Source organism: Acidovorax sp. BLS4 (genome assembly GCF_032929295.1).
Taxonomy (GTDB): domain Bacteria; phylum Pseudomonadota; class Gammaproteobacteria; order Burkholderiales; family Burkholderiaceae_C; genus Paracidovorax.
The window spans coordinates 3,689,171-3,704,784 of record NZ_CP136797.1 but is presented as its reverse complement, the minus strand read 5'-3'; the positions used below and the strand labels follow the sequence as shown (position 1 = coordinate 3,704,784).

Annotated in this window: 14 protein-coding genes; all 14 read left to right on the top strand. The window is 68.4% G+C overall.

Annotation, left to right across the window (positions count from 1 at the left end):
- Window positions 1-55 precede the first annotated feature (55 nt).
- The 14 genes from R1Z03_RS17055 (at window position 56) to R1Z03_RS16990 (ending at window position 15,356) form a co-directional block, all read left to right on the top strand.
- Window positions 56-841: a glycosyltransferase gene (locus R1Z03_RS17055; RefSeq protein WP_284429726.1), complete on the top strand. Its 786-nt coding sequence runs from the start codon at window positions 56-58 to the stop codon at window positions 839-841.
- Window positions 838-1,941 carry a glycosyltransferase family 4 protein gene (locus R1Z03_RS17050; RefSeq protein ID WP_284404934.1) on the top strand — a complete coding sequence of 368 codons (1,104 nt, stop codon included), beginning with the start codon at window positions 838-840 and terminating at the stop codon, window positions 1,939-1,941. The genes R1Z03_RS17055 and R1Z03_RS17050 overlap by 4 nt, the downstream gene beginning before the upstream one ends.
- Window positions 1,942-2,091: 150 nt before the next feature.
- Window positions 2,092-2,985 carry an acetylglutamate kinase gene (gene argB / locus R1Z03_RS17045; RefSeq protein ID WP_092745378.1) on the top strand — a complete coding sequence of 298 codons (894 nt, stop codon included), beginning with the start codon at window positions 2,092-2,094 and terminating at the stop codon, window positions 2,983-2,985.
- Between the two features lie 85 nt (window positions 2,986-3,070).
- Entirely contained in the window at window positions 3,071-3,778 is a 708-nt protein-coding gene (locus tag R1Z03_RS17040) for a response regulator transcription factor (protein ID WP_317353151.1), read from the top strand.
- 59 nt (window positions 3,779-3,837) lie between these two features.
- Window positions 3,838-5,280 (top strand): ATP-binding protein, encoded by a 1,443-nt coding sequence (locus tag R1Z03_RS17035; RefSeq protein WP_317353149.1) that lies wholly within the window; start codon window positions 3,838-3,840, stop codon window positions 5,278-5,280.
- A gap of 123 nt (window positions 5,281-5,403) precedes the next feature.
- Window positions 5,404-6,057 (top strand): nucleoid occlusion factor SlmA, encoded by a 654-nt coding sequence (slmA, locus tag R1Z03_RS17030; protein ID WP_317353145.1) that lies wholly within the window; start codon window positions 5,404-5,406, stop codon window positions 6,055-6,057.
- A gap of 261 nt (window positions 6,058-6,318) precedes the next feature.
- Window positions 6,319-6,987 (top strand): TetR/AcrR family transcriptional regulator, encoded by a 669-nt coding sequence (locus tag R1Z03_RS17025; RefSeq protein WP_272569803.1) that lies wholly within the window; start codon window positions 6,319-6,321, stop codon window positions 6,985-6,987.
- A 70-nt stretch (window positions 6,988-7,057) separates the two neighbouring features.
- Window positions 7,058-8,863 carry an acyl-CoA dehydrogenase C-terminal domain-containing protein gene (locus R1Z03_RS17020; protein ID WP_284429729.1) on the top strand — a complete coding sequence of 602 codons (1,806 nt, stop codon included), beginning with the start codon at window positions 7,058-7,060 and terminating at the stop codon, window positions 8,861-8,863.
- A 47-nt stretch (window positions 8,864-8,910) separates the two neighbouring features.
- Complete coding sequence (locus R1Z03_RS17015) at window positions 8,911-9,345, top strand: DUF2147 domain-containing protein (protein ID WP_284429730.1); 435 nt, start codon at window positions 8,911-8,913, stop codon at window positions 9,343-9,345.
- A gap of 21 nt (window positions 9,346-9,366) precedes the next feature.
- A complete protein-coding gene (locus tag R1Z03_RS17010; protein ID WP_317353135.1) occupies window positions 9,367-11,808 on the top strand; it encodes a 3-hydroxyacyl-CoA dehydrogenase/enoyl-CoA hydratase family protein in 2,442 nt (813 codons plus the stop codon).
- Between the two features lie 19 nt (window positions 11,809-11,827).
- Complete coding sequence (locus R1Z03_RS17005; protein WP_317353132.1) at window positions 11,828-12,346, top strand: DUF4442 domain-containing protein; 519 nt, start codon at window positions 11,828-11,830, stop codon at window positions 12,344-12,346.
- Window positions 12,347-12,395: 49 nt separating this feature from the next.
- A complete protein-coding gene (locus tag R1Z03_RS17000) occupies window positions 12,396-13,595 on the top strand; it encodes an acetyl-CoA C-acyltransferase (protein ID WP_317353130.1) in 1,200 nt (399 codons plus the stop codon).
- A gap of 91 nt (window positions 13,596-13,686) precedes the next feature.
- Window positions 13,687-14,514, top strand: coding sequence for a thioesterase family protein (locus R1Z03_RS16995; protein WP_317353127.1), 828 nt, complete (start codon window positions 13,687-13,689; stop codon window positions 14,512-14,514).
- Between the two features lie 62 nt (window positions 14,515-14,576).
- Window positions 14,577-15,356 carry an enoyl-CoA hydratase gene (locus R1Z03_RS16990; RefSeq protein ID WP_317353124.1) on the top strand — a complete coding sequence of 260 codons (780 nt, stop codon included), beginning with the start codon at window positions 14,577-14,579 and terminating at the stop codon, window positions 15,354-15,356.
- Window positions 15,357-15,614: the final 258 nt, after the last annotated feature.

The window sequence follows — 15,614 nt, the reverse complement described above, 5'->3', positions numbered from 1 at the left end:
TGGCAGCGGCCCGCTTGGCAGGACGGTGTGCGAGGCAGACGACAATAGCGTGTTCATGATGTCATCTCTCAATGCGGAACGGGGCCTGGTGGTCTCGCTGATCAGCCACGGCCACGGGCCCTGGGTGCAGGTTTTGCTGCAGGATCTGGCGCGCCTGTGCGGGGCCAGCGTTTCGCGCGTGGTGCTCACGCTCAACCTGCCCGAGGCCGAGCCGCAGGCCCCCGCCGGAGGCTGGCCCTTCGTGCTGGAGATTCGCCGCAATGCGTCGCCCCTGGGCTTCGGCGCCAACCACAACCGCGCATTGCGCGGGGCGGCCGAACCGATGGTCTGCGTGCTCAACCCCGACGTCAGCCTGCTCGGCGCGAACCCGTTTCCCACGCTGTGCGAGGCCGCCCTGCCGGCGGACGTGGGCTGCGCCTACCCGGAGCAGGTGGACGGCCGCGGCCAGTTGCAGGATTCCGAGCGCGAGCTGCCGTCGCCCGCTGCGCTGTGGCGCCGCCGCGTGCTCGGGCAACGGGAGCACCGGGTGGACTGGGTGAACGCGGCGTTCCTGGTGATGCGGCGGGCGGTGTGGGACGCGCTGGAGGGATTCGATGAAGGGTATTTCATGTATTGCGAGGATGTGGATTTGAGCTTGCGCATGCGGCTGAGGGGCCTGCGGCTGCACAAGGGCGCGGCCCGCGTGGGCCATGTCGGGCAGCGCGACAGCCAGCGCCGCATGGCCTACCTCGCCTGGCACGTGCGCAGCCTGTGGCGGCTGTGGCGCTCGCCGGTGTATCGGCAGGCACGATCTTTGTTACCGGAGGGCCCCCGCGGCCCGCATACCATCGGCGCTCCATGATCTGGTTGTCTCTGGTTGCGTTTCTGGTTTCCACGCTGGTGGCTGCGGGCATCGTCCGTTGGGGGCGCGACCACGCGTCCGTGTATGGCGACACCATGCCGCAGCGGTTCCACCTGGGGGATATTCCCCGGCTGGGCGGGGCGGCGCTGCTGGCCGGCATGGTCTGCAGCTGGATGCTGGGGGTGGTTCAGACGTCGTGGATGGGCGATCCGGGCTCGCTGCGGCTCGGCGCCTGGGTGGTGTGGTGGATCGTGGCGCTCCTGCCGTCGGCGGTGGGCGGCATCGTGGAAGACCTGACGCAGCGCTTGACCGTGCGCTATCGCCTGCTGCTCACGGCGCTGTCGGGCGGGCTGGCGCTGATGGTGCTGCAGCTGAACGTGCAGCGCATGGGCCTGCCCTGGCTGGACGGCTTCCTGGCCCAGACGCCCTGGCTGGGCATGGTGATCGTGGTGCTGGCGGTGGCCGGCCTGCCGCACGCCTTCAACATCATCGACGGCTACAACGGCCTGGCGGGCATGGTGGCGTTCATCGTCTGCCTGGCGCTGGCGCACGTCAGCCTGCAGGTGGGGGACCGGTCGCTCGCGACGCTGTTCGTTTGCACGGCGGCGGCCACGGCCGGGTTCCTGGTGTGGAACTACCCGCGCGGCATGATCTTCGCCGGCGATGGGGGCTCCTACATCTGGGGCGTGGTGATCGCGCTGGGCAGCATCTCGCTCGTGCAGCGCAACCAGGACGTGTCGCCCTGGTTCCCGATGCTGCTGCTGATCTACCCGGTGTGGGAGACCGTCTTCTCCATCTATCGCAAGCTGGTGCGCGGGGTCTCGCCGGGCGTGGCGGACGCGCTGCACTTTCATCAGCTCATCTACCGGCGCATCGTGCGCGGGGTGTTCCACGACGACGAGTCCCGCCGGGTGCTCATGCGCAACAACCGCACCTCGCCCTACCTGTGGGGTTTTACCCTGCTGACGGTGGTGCCCGCGGTGCTGTTCTGGAGCAACACGGTCGTGCTGGCGATCTTCTGCGCCCTCTTCATGATCGCCTACGTCTCCGCCTACCTGGCCATCGTGCGCTTCAAGGTGCCCAGCTGGCTGCGGCACTGAAGACCGCCCACGGGCCGATGCTGATTGGCATCGCCCGGTGCCGTCCGGGCCCGTTCCTGCGCCCGTCCCGCCCCAGCGCCGTCCGGGGGCCGGGGCAAGGCACAATGCGCATCTCCATCGCTTAACCGCTCCTTCAGCCGCGAGCTCTTCATGACGACCGACCTTCTTTCGATTGCTCCGCGCGACAAGGCCGAAATCCTGGCCCAGGCGCTGCCCTACATCCGCAAGTTCCATGGCAAGACCATGGTCATCAAATATGGCGGCAACGCCATGACCGACCCGGCGCTGCAGGCCGACTTCGCCGAGGACGTGGTGCTGCTCAAGCTGGTGGGCATGAACCCGGTGGTGGTGCACGGCGGCGGCCCGCAGATCGAGACCGCGCTCAACCGCCTGGGCAAGAAGGGCCAGTTCATCCAGGGCATGCGGGTGACCGACGCCGAAACCATGGAAGTCGTGGAGTGGGTGCTGGCGGGCGAAGTTCAGCAGGACATCGTGGGCCTGATCAACCAGGCGGGCGGCAAGGCCGTGGGCCTCACCGGGCGCGACGGCGGCATGATCCGCGCCCAGAAGCTCAAGATGGTGGACAACAAGGACCCGAGCATCGAGCACGACATCGGCCAGGTGGGCGACATCGTCTCCATCGACCCGAGCGTGGTCAAGGCGCTGCAGGACGATGCGTTCATCCCCGTCATCAGCCCCATCGGCTTCGGCGAGAACAACGAGAGCTACAACATCAACGCCGACGTCGTGGCCAGCAAGCTCGCCACCGTGCTGCAGGCCGAAAAGCTCGTGCTCCTCACCAACATCCCGGGCGTGCTGAACAAGGCGGGCGAACTGCTCACCGACCTTACCGCCCGCGAGATCGACACGCTGTTCGCCGATGGCACCATCTCCGGCGGCATGCTGCCCAAGATCGCCGGCGCCCTCGATGCCGCCAAGGCCGGGGTGAACGCGGTGCACATCATCGACGGCCGCGTGCCGCACGCCATGCTGCTGGAAATCCTGACCGAGCAGGCCTACGGCACCATGATCCGCAGCCACTGAGATGCCCGTCTGCGCCTTGCCCGCCGTGCAGCGCGCCGCCCCCGGCGGGGCCGCGCCGGTCCGTTCCTGAGCGGGTGACAGGGCGATGCGCCTGCTGCTGGTCGAGGACGACGTCATGCTGGCCAGCGGCATCAAGCTGGGCCTGACCGACGCCGGCTATGCGGTGGACTGGGTGGGCAGCGGCGAGCGGGCCGAAGAGGTGCTGCGCACCGAATCGTTCGACGCCGCGATCATCGACATCGGCCTGCCGGGCATGGACGGCCTGGAACTCACGCGCTGCCTGCGCCGCCCCGAGATGGCCCATCCGGCCATGCCGGTGCTCATCCTCACGGCGCGCGACGCCCTGCACGACCGCGTGCAGGGGCTCGACCTGGGCGCCGACGACTACATGGTCAAGCCCTACGAGCTGCCCGAGTTGCTGGCGCGGCTGCGGGCCCTGCTGCGGCGCTCTCAGGCCGCGACCACGGCCATCCTGAGCTTCGGGCCGCTGGAGCTGGACACCGCCGGCCGCACCGTGAGCATCCGCACCGTCAGCGATCCCCATGCGCGCCAGCCCATCGAGCTGGGCCCGCGCGAGTGGACGGTGCTGGAATACCTGCTGATCCACGCGCCCAAGCCGGCCAGCAAGGAAAAGCTGCTGCAGGCCCTGACCGGCTGGGACAAGGAAATCACGCCCAATGCGGTGGAGGTGTACGTGTCCCGCCTGCGCAGCAAGCTGGAGCCCAATGGCGTGGCGCTGCGCTCCATCCGGGGCTTCGGCTACCGGCTGGAGCTGCAGCCCCCGCGCGGCTGAGCGCGCCCCGCCGTCTCCGCGCCCGCCCACCCCTGCACCCGCCCACCCCGGCCGCCGCCATGACCTCCGCGCTGCGCATCCGGCTGCTGCTGCTGCTGATCCTGCCGCTGTGCGCCCTGGCGCTGGCGGGCGCGTGGCTCGACTACCGCTCGGCGGACGAGGCCGCCAGCCGGCACGACCAGCGCCTGCTGCGGCTGCTGCCGGCGCTGGCCGACTCGGTGGTGGCCCCGCCCGTGAGCGACGGCGGCCCGCCGCTGCTGCTGCTCGCGCCCCCGGTGGAGGAGTTCCTGCGCCAGAACAGCGGCTTTTCCGGCTACAGCGTGCAGGACCTGTCCGGCCGCGTGCTGCTGGGCGAGGACTGGGTGCAGAGCGCCGTGCCGGCCACGCACGACCCCGAGTTCCACAGCGTCGAGTACGACAGCGTCACCTACCGCGTGGCCGTCCAGCGCAGCCGCACGGGGGCGGGCGAGCTGGTGGTGGCGCTGGCCGACGGCTCCGATCCGCGCCAGCAGTGGGGCAAGCAGATGCTGCTGCGCGTGCTGCTGCCCAACCTGGTGCTGGTGGCGGCCGCGGCGCTGGCCATCCACTGGGCCGTGCGCCGCGCGTTCAAGCCGCTGGTGGACCTGGCCGAGGCCGTCGCCCGGCGCTCGCCCCGGGACTTGAACCCCATCGACGAAGCGGCGTCGCCCGTGGAGGTGCGGCCCCTGGTGTACTCGCTGAACCGGCTGTTCGCCCTGGTGAACGAGCAGGCCGAGGGTCAGCGCCGCTTCGTGGCCGACGCCGCACACCAGCTGCGCACGCCGCTGGCCAGCCTGCAGGCACAGGTGGAAGCCTGGGCGCTGTCCGCGCAGGCGGGCAGTGGCCGGGAGGGCCATGGATCAAAACAGGCTCCAGCGCAAATGGTACTAGGGCATGGTGCTATATATTTAGGAGCGGACCAGATCGAGAAGCTGCGGCAGGCCACCCGCCGCACCTCCAAGCTGGCGCACCAGTTGCTGGCCCTGTCGCGCGCGGATGCCCGCAGCCTGGACGCACAGGCCATGCAGAGCGTGGATCTGAAGGACCTGTGTGAAAGCCTGCTGGAGGCATTCCTCGACGCAGCCACCGCCAAGGGGCTGGACCTGGGGCTGGAGGTCGCGCCGGCCCGCGCCGTGGGCCACGGCTGGCTGCTTCGCGAGCTGCTCACCAACCTGGTGGACAACGCCATCAAATACACGCCGGCCGGTGGCGCCGTGACCATCCGCTGCGGCGGCGCTGCCAACGGCGGCGCGTTCCTGCAGGTCGAGGACGACGGACCGGGCATTCCCGAGGCGGAGCAGGCGAGGGTGCTGCAGCGCTTTTACCGGGTGCCGGGGGCTGCGGGGGAGGGCACCGGACTGGGGCTGGCCATTGCCGACGAAATCGCGCGCGTGCACGGCGCGGCGCTGGGCCTGGGGCGCGGGCCGGCCGGCCGGGGGCTGGTGGTGACGGTGTTTTTCGCGCCGACGCGCAAGGTTCGCTAGCCGCCTGTGCCGCTGATGGTTCCGCCGCCCTGGCGGCGCAGCGTGGCGCTGGAAAGGCGGGGACGTCTGCACCGAAGTCCGGCGGGACCGTGTGCGAGAATCAATTGCATACATCTGTTGCCCATGTCCGAACTCCAGTCCCTGCCTGAACCTGTCGCCACCGGGGCGCAAGACGTCCCTGCGGCCCGCAAACGTCCCAAGCCGGGGGAGCGGCGAGTGCAGATCCTGCAGGCGCTGGCCGGCATGCTGGAGCAGCCCGGATCGGAGCGCATCACCACGGCCGCGCTGGCGGCGCGCCTTTCGGTCAGCGAGGCGGCTCTGTACCGGCACTTCGCGAGCAAGGCGCAGATGTTCGAGGGCCTGATCGATTTCATCGAGCAATCGGTCCTCACGCTGGTGAACCAGATCATGGAGCGCGGTGCGCAGTCCGACACCTCGGGCACGCAGCAGGCCGCGCGCATCGTCGCCATGGTGCTGCAGTTCGGCGAGCGCAACCCCGGCATGGTGCGCGTGATGGTGGGCGATGCCCTGGTGCTGGAGAACGAGCGCCTGCAACAGCGCATGAACCAGTTCTTCGACAAGATCGAATCGAGCCTGCGGCAGTGCTTGCGCCCCGCCGCGCAGGCCGCCGGGGCCGATGCCCCTACGGTGGATGCCCAGGTAAGAGCCGCAGCGCTGTGCGATCTGGTGCGGGGGCGGCTGCAGCGGCATGCGCGCTCGGGCTTTCGGCGCGCGCCCAGCGAGCACCTCGAGGCCACGCTCGCGCTGCTGCTCTGACCCGCTGTCCCTGACCGGCTGCGGGTCCTGCTGCCTGGGTGATGCCAGGCATTCCAGACGTTCTACTTCCCCGAAGCGCGCCAGACCGGCCGGGCTGGCGGTGCCGCTTGGTGCAGTCGCACTGCGTTGCTTCGTCCCACCGTTCCAGCGTTGCGCGCGCGGCTAGGGGTTTTCCCGGTGCAGAGCCCCTCATCGCCCCGCGGGATGGGCAGGCCCGGCGTTTTCATGCAAAATAGCACGATCGTTCGTTTTATTTTTTCCATGCCGGTCACCCCCCTCCCATCCCGCTCCGTTCGCTCCGCCAGCACCCGCGAAGGCCGCGCCTTGCAAAAGGGCCAGCAGACCAAGGCGGCGATCGTCGAGGCCGCATTGGGCCTGGCCACGCACATCGGGCTGGAAGGCCTGTCGATCGGTGCGCTGGCGGACGTGACGGGCATGAGCAAGTCCGGCGTGTTCGCCCATTTTGGTTCGCGCGAGGAGCTGCAGATCTCCGTCATCCGCGAATACCACGCGCGCTTCGAGCAGGAAGTGTTCTACCCGGCCGTGTCCGCCCCACGGGGCCTGCCGCGGCTGCGGGCCCTGTTCGGCAACTGGATGAAGCGCACCTCCATCGAAATCGATTCGGGCTGCATCTACATCAGCGGTGCCGTGGAGTTCGACGACCGCACCGGCCCCGTGCGCGATGCGCTGGCCAGTTCGGTGCTGACCTGGCTGGCCGCCATGAAGCGCGCCATCGACCAGTGCAAGGAGCAGGGCGAACTGCGCGGCGACGTGAATGCCGAGCAGATGCTGTTCGAGATCCACGGCCTCATCCTGGCGCTGCACTACGAGGCGCGCTTCCTGCAGACACCTGGCTCCATCGACCGGGCCAATGCCGGCTTCGACAGCATCCTCACCCGCTATGGCGCACCGCCGCCCGCGCAGGATTGACCGACCCGTTTTGCTTTTCTCTCCCCCCCTTTCTTTTCATTTCCCACCCTTTCCATCCAAGGAGCCCCCCATGCCGACCTACACGCCGCCCCTTCGCGACATGCAATTCGTACTGCACGAGGTGTTCAAGGCGACCGAAGAACTGAAGGCCCTGCCCAAGCATGCCGACGTGGACGTGGACACCATCAACGCCGTGCTGGAAGAGGCGGGCAAGTTCGCCACGGGCGTGGCGTTCCCGCTCAACATCAGCGGGGACGAGGAAGGCTGCACGCTCGACAAGGCGACGCACGAGGTGACCACGCCCAAGGGTTTCAAGCAGGCCTACGCGCAGTACGTGGAAGGCGGCTGGGCGGCCCTGAGCTGCGAGACCGAGTACGGCGGCCAGGGCCTGCCGTTCGTGCTGAACCAGTGCCTGTATGAAATGCTCAACAGCGCCAACCAGGCCTGGACGATGTACCCCGGCCTGTCGCACGGCGCCTACGAGGCGCTGCATGCGCACGGCACGCCCGAGCAAAAGAAGCTCTACCTGCCCAAGCTGACCAGCGGCGAATGGACCGGCACCATGTGCCTGACCGAGCCCCATTGCGGTACGGACCTGGGGCTGCTGCGCACCAAGGCCGAGCCCGTGGCCGGCGCGCCCGAGGGCACCTACAAGATCACCGGCAACAAGATCTTCATCAGCGCGGGCGAGCACGATTTCACCGAGAACATCGTCCACCTCGTGTTGGCCCGCCTGCCCGATGCGCCCAAGGGCAGCAAGGGCATCAGCCTGTTCATCGTGCCCAAGTACCACGTGAACGCCGACGGCTCGCTGGGCGAGCGCAACCCGATCTTCTGCGCCGGGCTGGAGCACAAGATGGGCATCCACGGCAATGCCACGGCGCAGATCGCCATCGACGGCGCCATCGGCACGCTGGTGGGCCAGCCGCACAAGGGCCTGCAGGCCATGTTCGTGATGATGAATGCCGCGCGCCTGGGCGTGGGCAACCAGTCGCTGGGCCTGACCGAAGTGGCGTTCCAGAACGCGCTGGCCTACGCCAAGGACCGCACGCAGATGCGCAGCCTGTCGGGCACGAAAGCCAAGGACAAGGATGCCGATCCGATCATCGTGCACCCCGACGTGCGCAAGATGCTGCTGACCGCCAAGGCCTATGCCGAGGGCGCCCGCGCGCTGCAGATCTACTGCACGCTGCTGCTGGACAAGGCGCACAGCCACCCCGACGAGAAGGTGCGCCAGGAGGCCGACGAACTGGTGGCGCTGCTCACGCCCATCGTCAAGGCCTTCATCACCGACAACGGGCACATCGCCACCAACGCCTGCATGCAGGTCTTCGGCGGCCACGGCTTCATCAAGGAATGGGGCATGGAGCAGTTCGTGCGCGACAACCGGATCAACATGATCTATGAAGGCACCAACACCATCCAGTCGCTGGACCTGCTGGGCCGCAAGGTGCTGGGCAACAACGGCGCCACGCTCAAGAAGTTCGGCAAGCTGGTGGGCCAGCTGGTGCAGGAAGAGGGCGTGAACGAGAAGATGGCCGAGTTCATCAATCCCATCGCCTACCTGGGCGAGCAGATGACCAAGTTCACCACCGAGATCGGCTTCAAGGGCTTCCAGAACCCCGACGAAGTGGGCGCCGCCGCCGTGGACTACCTGCGCGTGGCCGGCCACCTGGTGTTCGGCTACCTGTTCGCCCGCATGGCCCAGGTGGCGCTGCGCGAGATCGCCAACGGCAACACCGACCCGTTCTATGTCGCCAAGCTGCAGACGGCGCGTTTTTACTTCGCCAAGCTGTTCCCCGAAACGGCCACGCTGATGCGCACCGCGCGTGCCGGCGCCAAGCCGCTGATGGACACCGACGCCGCGTTGGCCTGACCGCACCGGCCGCCCCCTTCCCCGCCTTTTTTTGCACTGGAGCCGTTATGAATAAAGCGCTAGCAACGATGTTGTGTGTGGCCATGGCCGCCCCCGCGTGGGCCCAGATGTCGCCCGTGGGCGGGTGGCGCAGCATCGACGACAAGACGGGCGAGGCCAAGGCCGAGATCCGCATCGCCGAAACGGGCGGCGCGCTCACCGGCCGCATCGAGAAGTCGCTGAAGAAGGACACGCCCGCCGATGCGGTCTGCGTCGAATGCCAGGACGACCGCAAGGGCCAGCCCATCGCCGGCCTGGAGATCATCCGGGGCGGCAAGAAGGCCGAAGGCAAGGACGTGTGGGAGGGCGGCAAGATCCTCGACCCCGAAAACGGCAAGGAATACCGCGCCAGCTTCACGCCCATCGACGGCGGCGCCAAGCTGGAGGTGCGCGGCTACCTCGGCCCGTTCTGGCGCACGCAGGTCTGGCAGCGCATGCAGTAACCCATTCCAAAGAAACCAACCATGTCCCGATTCCAAGTGAAGAAAGTCGCCGTGCTCGGCGCGGGCGTGATGGGTGCGCAGATCGCCGCCCACCTCGCCAACGTGAAGGTGCCGGTCGTCCTGTTCGACCTGCCCGCCAAGGAAGGCCCGAAGAACGGCATCGTCACCAAGGCCATCGAGGGGCTCAAGAAGCTCAAGCCCGCGCCGCTGGGCGTGGCGGAAGATGCCGCGCTGATCGGCCAGGCCAATTATGAAGAGCACCTGGAGCAGCTGCGCGGGTGCGATCTCATCATCGAGGCGATCGCCGAGCGCATGGACTGGAAGCTCGATCTCTACAAGAAGATCGCGCCCTTCGTCGCACCCGGCGCCATCGTGGCCTCGAACACCTCCGGCCTGTCGATCACGCGCCTGAGCGAGGCGCTGCCCGACGCCATCAAGCCGCGCTTTTGCGGCATCCACTTCTTCAACCCGCCGCGCTACATGACGCTGGTGGAACTGATCGACACGCCGACGACCCGGCCCGAGGTGCTCGACCAGCTGGAAGCCTTCGTGACCAGTGGCCTCGGCAAGGGCGTGGTGCGCGCGCACGACACGCCCAACTTCATCGCCAATCGCGTCGGCATCGCCGGCATGCTGGCGACGATGAAGGAAGTGGAGAACTTCGGACTGACCTACGACGTGGTGGACGACCTCACGGGCAAGAAGCTGGGCCGCGCCAGCAGCGGCACCTTCCGCACCGCCGATGTGGTGGGCTTGGACACCATGGCCCACGTCATCAAGACGCTGCAGGACAACCTGAGCGAAGACGCTACCAAAGGGGCTGCGCAGTTTGATCCGTTCTACGGCAGCTTCGGCACGCCCGAGGTGCTGAACAAACTCATCGAGATGAAGAACCTGGGCCAGAAGGCCAAGGCGGGCTTCTACAAGAAGGTGGGCCGCGACATCCTGCGCTTCGACCTGGAAAGCGGCGAATACGTGCCCGGTGGCCAGAAGGCCGACGAGGTGTATGCCCGCATGCTGAAGAAGCCTGCCGGCGAGCGCCTGAAGCTGCTGCGCCATACCGAGGGGGCGCAGGGCCGCTTCCTCTGGGCCATCCTGCGCAACAGCTTCCATTACGCCGCCGTGCATCTGGGCACCATCGCCGACAACGCGCGCGACGTGGACCAGGCCATGCGCTGGGGCTTCGGCATGAAGCAGGGCCCCTTCGAGCTGTGGCAGGAAGCCGGCTGGCTGGAGGTGGCGAAGATGATCCAGGAGGATATCGACGCCGGCAAGGCGCTCAGCAAGGCGCCGCTGCCCGACTGGGTGTTCAAGGGCCCGGTGGCCGAGGCCGGCGGCGTGCACACGGCCGAAGGATCGTGGAGCGCTTCGCGCGCCAAGTTCGTCCCGCGCCGCCAGCTGCCCGTGTACGAGCGCCAGCACTTCCCCGAGAAGCTGCTGGGCGAGGCGCTGCCCGACTGGCGCACGGCCGGCACCACGGTGTCCGAGTCCGATGCGCTGCGCACCTGGACGCTGGACAAGGATGGAGGCTCCTCCGGTCGCCGGATCCTGATCGCCAGCATCCAGAGCAAGATGCATGCGATCAGCCCCGATGTGATGGAGGGCCTCGTCGAAGCCATCGACATCGCCGAGCGCGAATACGACGGCCTGGTGATCTGGTCCGGCGACGCGCCGTTCAGCGTGGGCGCCGATCTGGCCGCCACCATGCCGGCCTTCGTCGTGGCCGGCATCTCGGCCATCGAGATCGTCGAGCAGGAGCTGCAGAACCTCATGCTGCGCCTGCGCTACGCGCAGGTGCCGGTGGTGTCCGCCATCCACGGCATGGCACTGGGTGGCGGCTGCGAGCTGGCCGTGTATTCGGCCCGCCGCGTGGCGCACATGGAAAGCTACATCGGCCTCGTCGAAGTGGGCGTGGGCCTGGTGCCGGGCGCTGGCGGCCTGACCTACATCGCGCGCCGTGCGGCCGAGAACGCCGCCGCCTCCACGGGCAAGGACATCCTGCCCTTCCTGACCGAAGGCTTCACCGCCGCGGCCATGGCCAAGGTGGGCACCAGCGCGCTGGAATCGAAGAAGCTCGGCTACCTGCTGGACAGCGACATCGTCGTGCCGCACAAGGACGAGGTGCTGTTCGTCGCCCTGAACGAGGCCAAGGCGATGGCGGCCAGCGGCTGGCGTGCGCCCAACAAGCGCCTGTTCCCCGTGGCCGGCCGCAGCGGCATCGCCACCATCCGCGGCTCGCTGGTGAACATGCGCGACGGCGGCTTCATCAGCGACCACGACCAGCACATCGCCACCCTGATCGCCGAGATCGTGTGCGGCGGCGACGTGGATGCCGGCACGCTGGTGAGCGAGGAATACCTGATGGCGCTGGAGCGCAAGGCTTTCTGCGCGCTCATCCAGCACCCCAAGACGCAGGAGCGCATCCTGGGCATGCTGAACACCGGCAAGCCCCTGCGCAACTGATGTGCCATCGGACGACCGCATGACGACCTCCACCGGCGCATTCCCGCCCAACTGCATGCAGCTCCAGCTGGAACAGGTGGACGAGTTCCCGAAGTTCCTGCGCCCCTGGGTGCGCAACCTGGTGCTGCGCCGCGCCGTGCCGTTCACCCGCACGGCGCGGGTGGAGTTCATCGAGATGTCGCCGAACCGCGTGGAAGTGCGCCTGCCCAACGAGCACCGCGTGCGCAATCACGTCGGCAGCATCCACGCCTCGGCCATGAACCTGCTGGCCGAGACGGCCACGGGCATGGCGATGGGCCTGAACGTGCGCGACGACTGCCTGCCGCTGGCCAAGGACCTGAAGATGGCCTTTCGCAAGCGCGCCACGGGCGCCTTGCGCGCGGTGGCGGTGCTGACCGACGCGCAGCGCCAGGCCATGCAGGACAGCGACAAGGGCGAGATGCAGGTGCAGGTCACCGTGACGGACGAGGCCGGCATCGAGCCGGTGGAATGCGAATTCACGTGGGCCTGGATTCCGTCCAGCCGCCCCGCCAAGTAACTGACTGATTGACTGACCGATCGATTGATCGATTGAAGGAGCCTTCTCCATGGCAAAACAAATGCAGGACGCCTACATCGTCGCCGCCACGCGCACGCCCATCGGCAAGTCGCACCGCGGCTTCTTCCGCAACACCCGCCCCGACGATCTGCTGGCGACCACCCTCAAGGCGGCCCTGGCCCAGGTGCCCGGGCTGGACCCGGCCTCCATCGAAGACATCATCTGCGGCTGCGCGATTCCGGAAGGCGCCCAGGGGCTGAACGTGGCGCGCATCGGCGCGGTGCTGGCGGGGCTGCCCACCAGCGTGGGCGGCATCACCGTGAACCGCTTCTGCGCCTCGGGCCTGTCGGCCGTGCAGATGGCGGCCGACCGCATCCGCGTGGGCGAGGCCGACGTGATGATCGCCGCCGGCGTGGAAAGCATGAGCATGGTGCCCATGATGGGCAACACGCCCTCGCTGTCGCCCAGCATCTTCGCCAAGGACGGCGACGTGGGCATCGCCTACGGCATGGGCCTCACGGCCGAGAAGGTGGCGCAGCAGTGGAAGGTGTCGCGCGAGGACCAGGACGCCTTCGCGCTGCAGTCGCACCAGAAGGCGCTGGCCGCGCAGCAGGCCGGCGAGTTCACCGACGAGATCACGCCCATCGAGGTGACCGACCGCACGGCGGACCTGGAGACGGGCGAGAGCATCGCCAAGACCCGCACCGTGGCGCTGGACGAAGGCGCACGGCCCGACACCAGCCTGGAAGGCCTCGCCAAGCTCAAGACGGTGTTCGCCGCGCGGGGCTCCGTCACCGCCGGCAACAGCTCGCAGACCAGCGACGGCGCGGGCGCGCTGATCCTGGCGAGCGAGGCAGCCGTGAAGCGTTTCGGCCTCACGCCGTTGGCCCGCTTCGTGAGCTTCGCCAGCAAGGGCGTGCCACCCAGCATCATGGGCATCGGCCCCATCGAGGCCATTCCGGCCGCGCTGCGCTATGCGGGCCTCAAGCACGAAGACATCGACTGGTTCGAGCTGAACGAAGCCTTCGCCGCGCAGTCGCTGGCGGTCGTGCGCCAACTGGGCCTGGACCCTTCCAAGGTCAATCCCATGGGTGGCGCCATCGCCCTGGGCCACCCGCTGGGCGCCACGGGCGCCATCCGCGCTGCCACGGTGGTGCATGCGCTGCGCCGCAAGAACCTCAAGTACGGCATGGTGACCATGTGCGTGGGCATGGGGCAGGGCGCTGCGGGCATTTTCGAGCGCGTCTGAGGTCGGGGCGCATTGCGCGCCCCGGCATCCGGGTTCAGGCAGTCGCCGGCACGACGGGACGGAGAAAGCAATCACGGCACACTCGCACACCATGACCCTCGATCTCCATCCCCTGGACGACGCGCTGGCCCTGGAGCCGGCCGGCGCCCACCGGTACACCGGCCGGACCACGCCCGCCTACTGGAACATGGTCGGCCCTTTCGGCGGCGCGACGGCCGCGGTGCTGCTGCAGGCCGTGCTGCAGCACCCCGACCGCCTGGGCGAGCCGCTGTCGCTCACCGTCAATTACGCCGGTGCGGTGGCGCAGGGCCCCTTCACGGTGCAGGCCACGCCGGTGCGCACCAACCGGTCCACGCAGCACTGGACGCTGTCCATCGTGCAGCCCGGCGCCGACGGCGAGTGGGTCACGACCACCACGGGCACCGCCGTGACCGCCGCCCGCCGCGAAACCTGGAGCCTGGCCGACACCCCCATGCCGACAGCGCCCGGCCCCGACACCCTGGAGCCGCTGGCCAAAGGGCTGGGCGTGGCCTGGCTCGACCGCTACGACCTGCGGCCGGTGGCCGGGGCCTTGCCGCAGCGCTGGGACGGCAACGGCGACAGCAGCCTCTCGCAGCTGTGGATGCGCGATGCGCCCGCCCGCCCGCTCGACTTCTGCGCGCTGGCGGCGCTGGCCGACGTGTTCTTTCCGCGGGTCTGGCTGCGCCGTGCGCACCGGGTGCCGGCAGGCACGGTGTCCCTCACGGTGTATTTCCATGCGGGGCGGGAGCAGCTGGCCGCCACGGGCACAGGTTTTTTGCTGGGCCAGGCGCGTGCGCAAGAATTCCGCAACGGCTTTTTCGACCAGACGGCCCAGTTGTGGAACGATGCCGGCACCATGCTGGCCAGCAGCCACCAGATCGTTTATTACAAGGAATGAGGCGCCCCCTGGCGCCCCGTTCGCTTTCCCCGCCCACGACCTTCCATGGCAGGAGCTTTCCCATGACCGATACCCCGACCCAGGACATCCTCGTTCACACCGAATCCGGCGTGGCCACCATCACCTTCAACCGCGTGGAGAAAAAGAACTCCATCACCACCGCGATGTACGCCGCGCTGGCGGATGCGCTGGAGTCCGCCGCGGCCGACAGCGCGGTGCGCGTGGTCGTGCTGCAGGGCGATGTGGCCATTTTCAGCGCCGGCAACGACATCGGCGACTTCCTGAACAAGCCGCCATCCACGCAGGATTCGCCGGTGTTCCGCTTCCTGCGCGGCATCGCCACGTTTCCGAAGCCGGTGGTGGCTGCGGTCTGCGGCCCGGCCGTGGGCATCGGCACCACCATGCTCTTTCACTGCGATCTGGTCTATGCGGGTGACAACGCCGCGTTCTCCATGCCGTTCGTCAACCTGGGGCTGTGCCCGGAGGCCGCGTCCAGCCTGCTCGTGCCTCAGATGATGGGCTACCACCGCGCGGCCGAGGCGCTGCTGCTGGGCGAGCCCTTCCTGGCCGAGGCGGCGCTGGAGGTGGGGTTGGTCAACCGCGTGGTGCCGCCCACCGAGTGCAACATGGTGGCCCAGACCCAGGCGCGCAAGCTGGCGGCCAAGCCGCTTTCCGCGCTCATCGAGACCAAGCGCCTCATGAAGCAGGGCCAGACAGCCGCCGTGCTGGAGCGCATGGCCGAGGAAGGCGCGAGCTTCGGCCGCATGCTGCAGGAGCCTGCTGCACGCGAGGCGTTCAGCGCTTTCGTCGAGAAACGCCGGCCGGATTTCAGCGCGGTGTGACCGCATCTGCGGGGGGCGTGGGCCTGGCGTTTTGCCTGGAAACCGGGCATAACGATAGATGCCGGTGGCATGAATCTGGCAGTACATTGCTGCTCATCCATCAACCCCCTGCCGGACCGTGCCATGACTGCTGCCAAACCACCGTCGCCATTCGCTGCTCCCCGTGCGCCTTCGCGCCGCGCCTTTGTGCAATGGGGCGCATCGCTTGCCTGCGGGGCCCTGGGGGCGTCGGCCCTGGCTCAGGGGACGACCGCTTCG

Coding starts and splice junctions, on each gene's coding strand:
- R1Z03_RS16995 (WP_317353127.1), top strand. CDS start 13,687: ATGACCCTCGATCTCCATCCCCTGGACGACGCGCTGGCCCTGGAGCCG.
- R1Z03_RS17035 (WP_317353149.1), top strand. CDS start 3,838: ATGACCTCCGCGCTGCGCATCCGGCTGCTGCTGCTGCTGATCCTGCCG.
- argB (WP_092745378.1), top strand. CDS start 2,092: ATGACGACCGACCTTCTTTCGATTGCTCCGCGCGACAAGGCCGAAATC.
- R1Z03_RS17015 (WP_284429730.1), top strand. CDS start 8,911: ATGAATAAAGCGCTAGCAACGATGTTGTGTGTGGCCATGGCCGCCCCC.
- R1Z03_RS17010 (WP_317353135.1), top strand. CDS start 9,367: ATGTCCCGATTCCAAGTGAAGAAAGTCGCCGTGCTCGGCGCGGGCGTG.
- R1Z03_RS17050 (WP_284404934.1), top strand. CDS start 838: ATGATCTGGTTGTCTCTGGTTGCGTTTCTGGTTTCCACGCTGGTGGCT.
- slmA (WP_317353145.1), top strand. CDS start 5,404: ATGTCCGAACTCCAGTCCCTGCCTGAACCTGTCGCCACCGGGGCGCAA.
- R1Z03_RS17040 (WP_317353151.1), top strand. CDS start 3,071: ATGCGCCTGCTGCTGGTCGAGGACGACGTCATGCTGGCCAGCGGCATC.
- R1Z03_RS17000 (WP_317353130.1), top strand. CDS start 12,396: ATGGCAAAACAAATGCAGGACGCCTACATCGTCGCCGCCACGCGCACG.
- R1Z03_RS17005 (WP_317353132.1), top strand. CDS start 11,828: ATGACGACCTCCACCGGCGCATTCCCGCCCAACTGCATGCAGCTCCAG.
- R1Z03_RS17020 (WP_284429729.1), top strand. CDS start 7,058: ATGCCGACCTACACGCCGCCCCTTCGCGACATGCAATTCGTACTGCAC.
- R1Z03_RS16990 (WP_317353124.1), top strand. CDS start 14,577: ATGACCGATACCCCGACCCAGGACATCCTCGTTCACACCGAATCCGGC.
- R1Z03_RS17055 (WP_284429726.1), top strand. CDS start 56: ATGATGTCATCTCTCAATGCGGAACGGGGCCTGGTGGTCTCGCTGATC.
- R1Z03_RS17025 (WP_272569803.1), top strand. CDS start 6,319: ATGCCGGTCACCCCCCTCCCATCCCGCTCCGTTCGCTCCGCCAGCACC.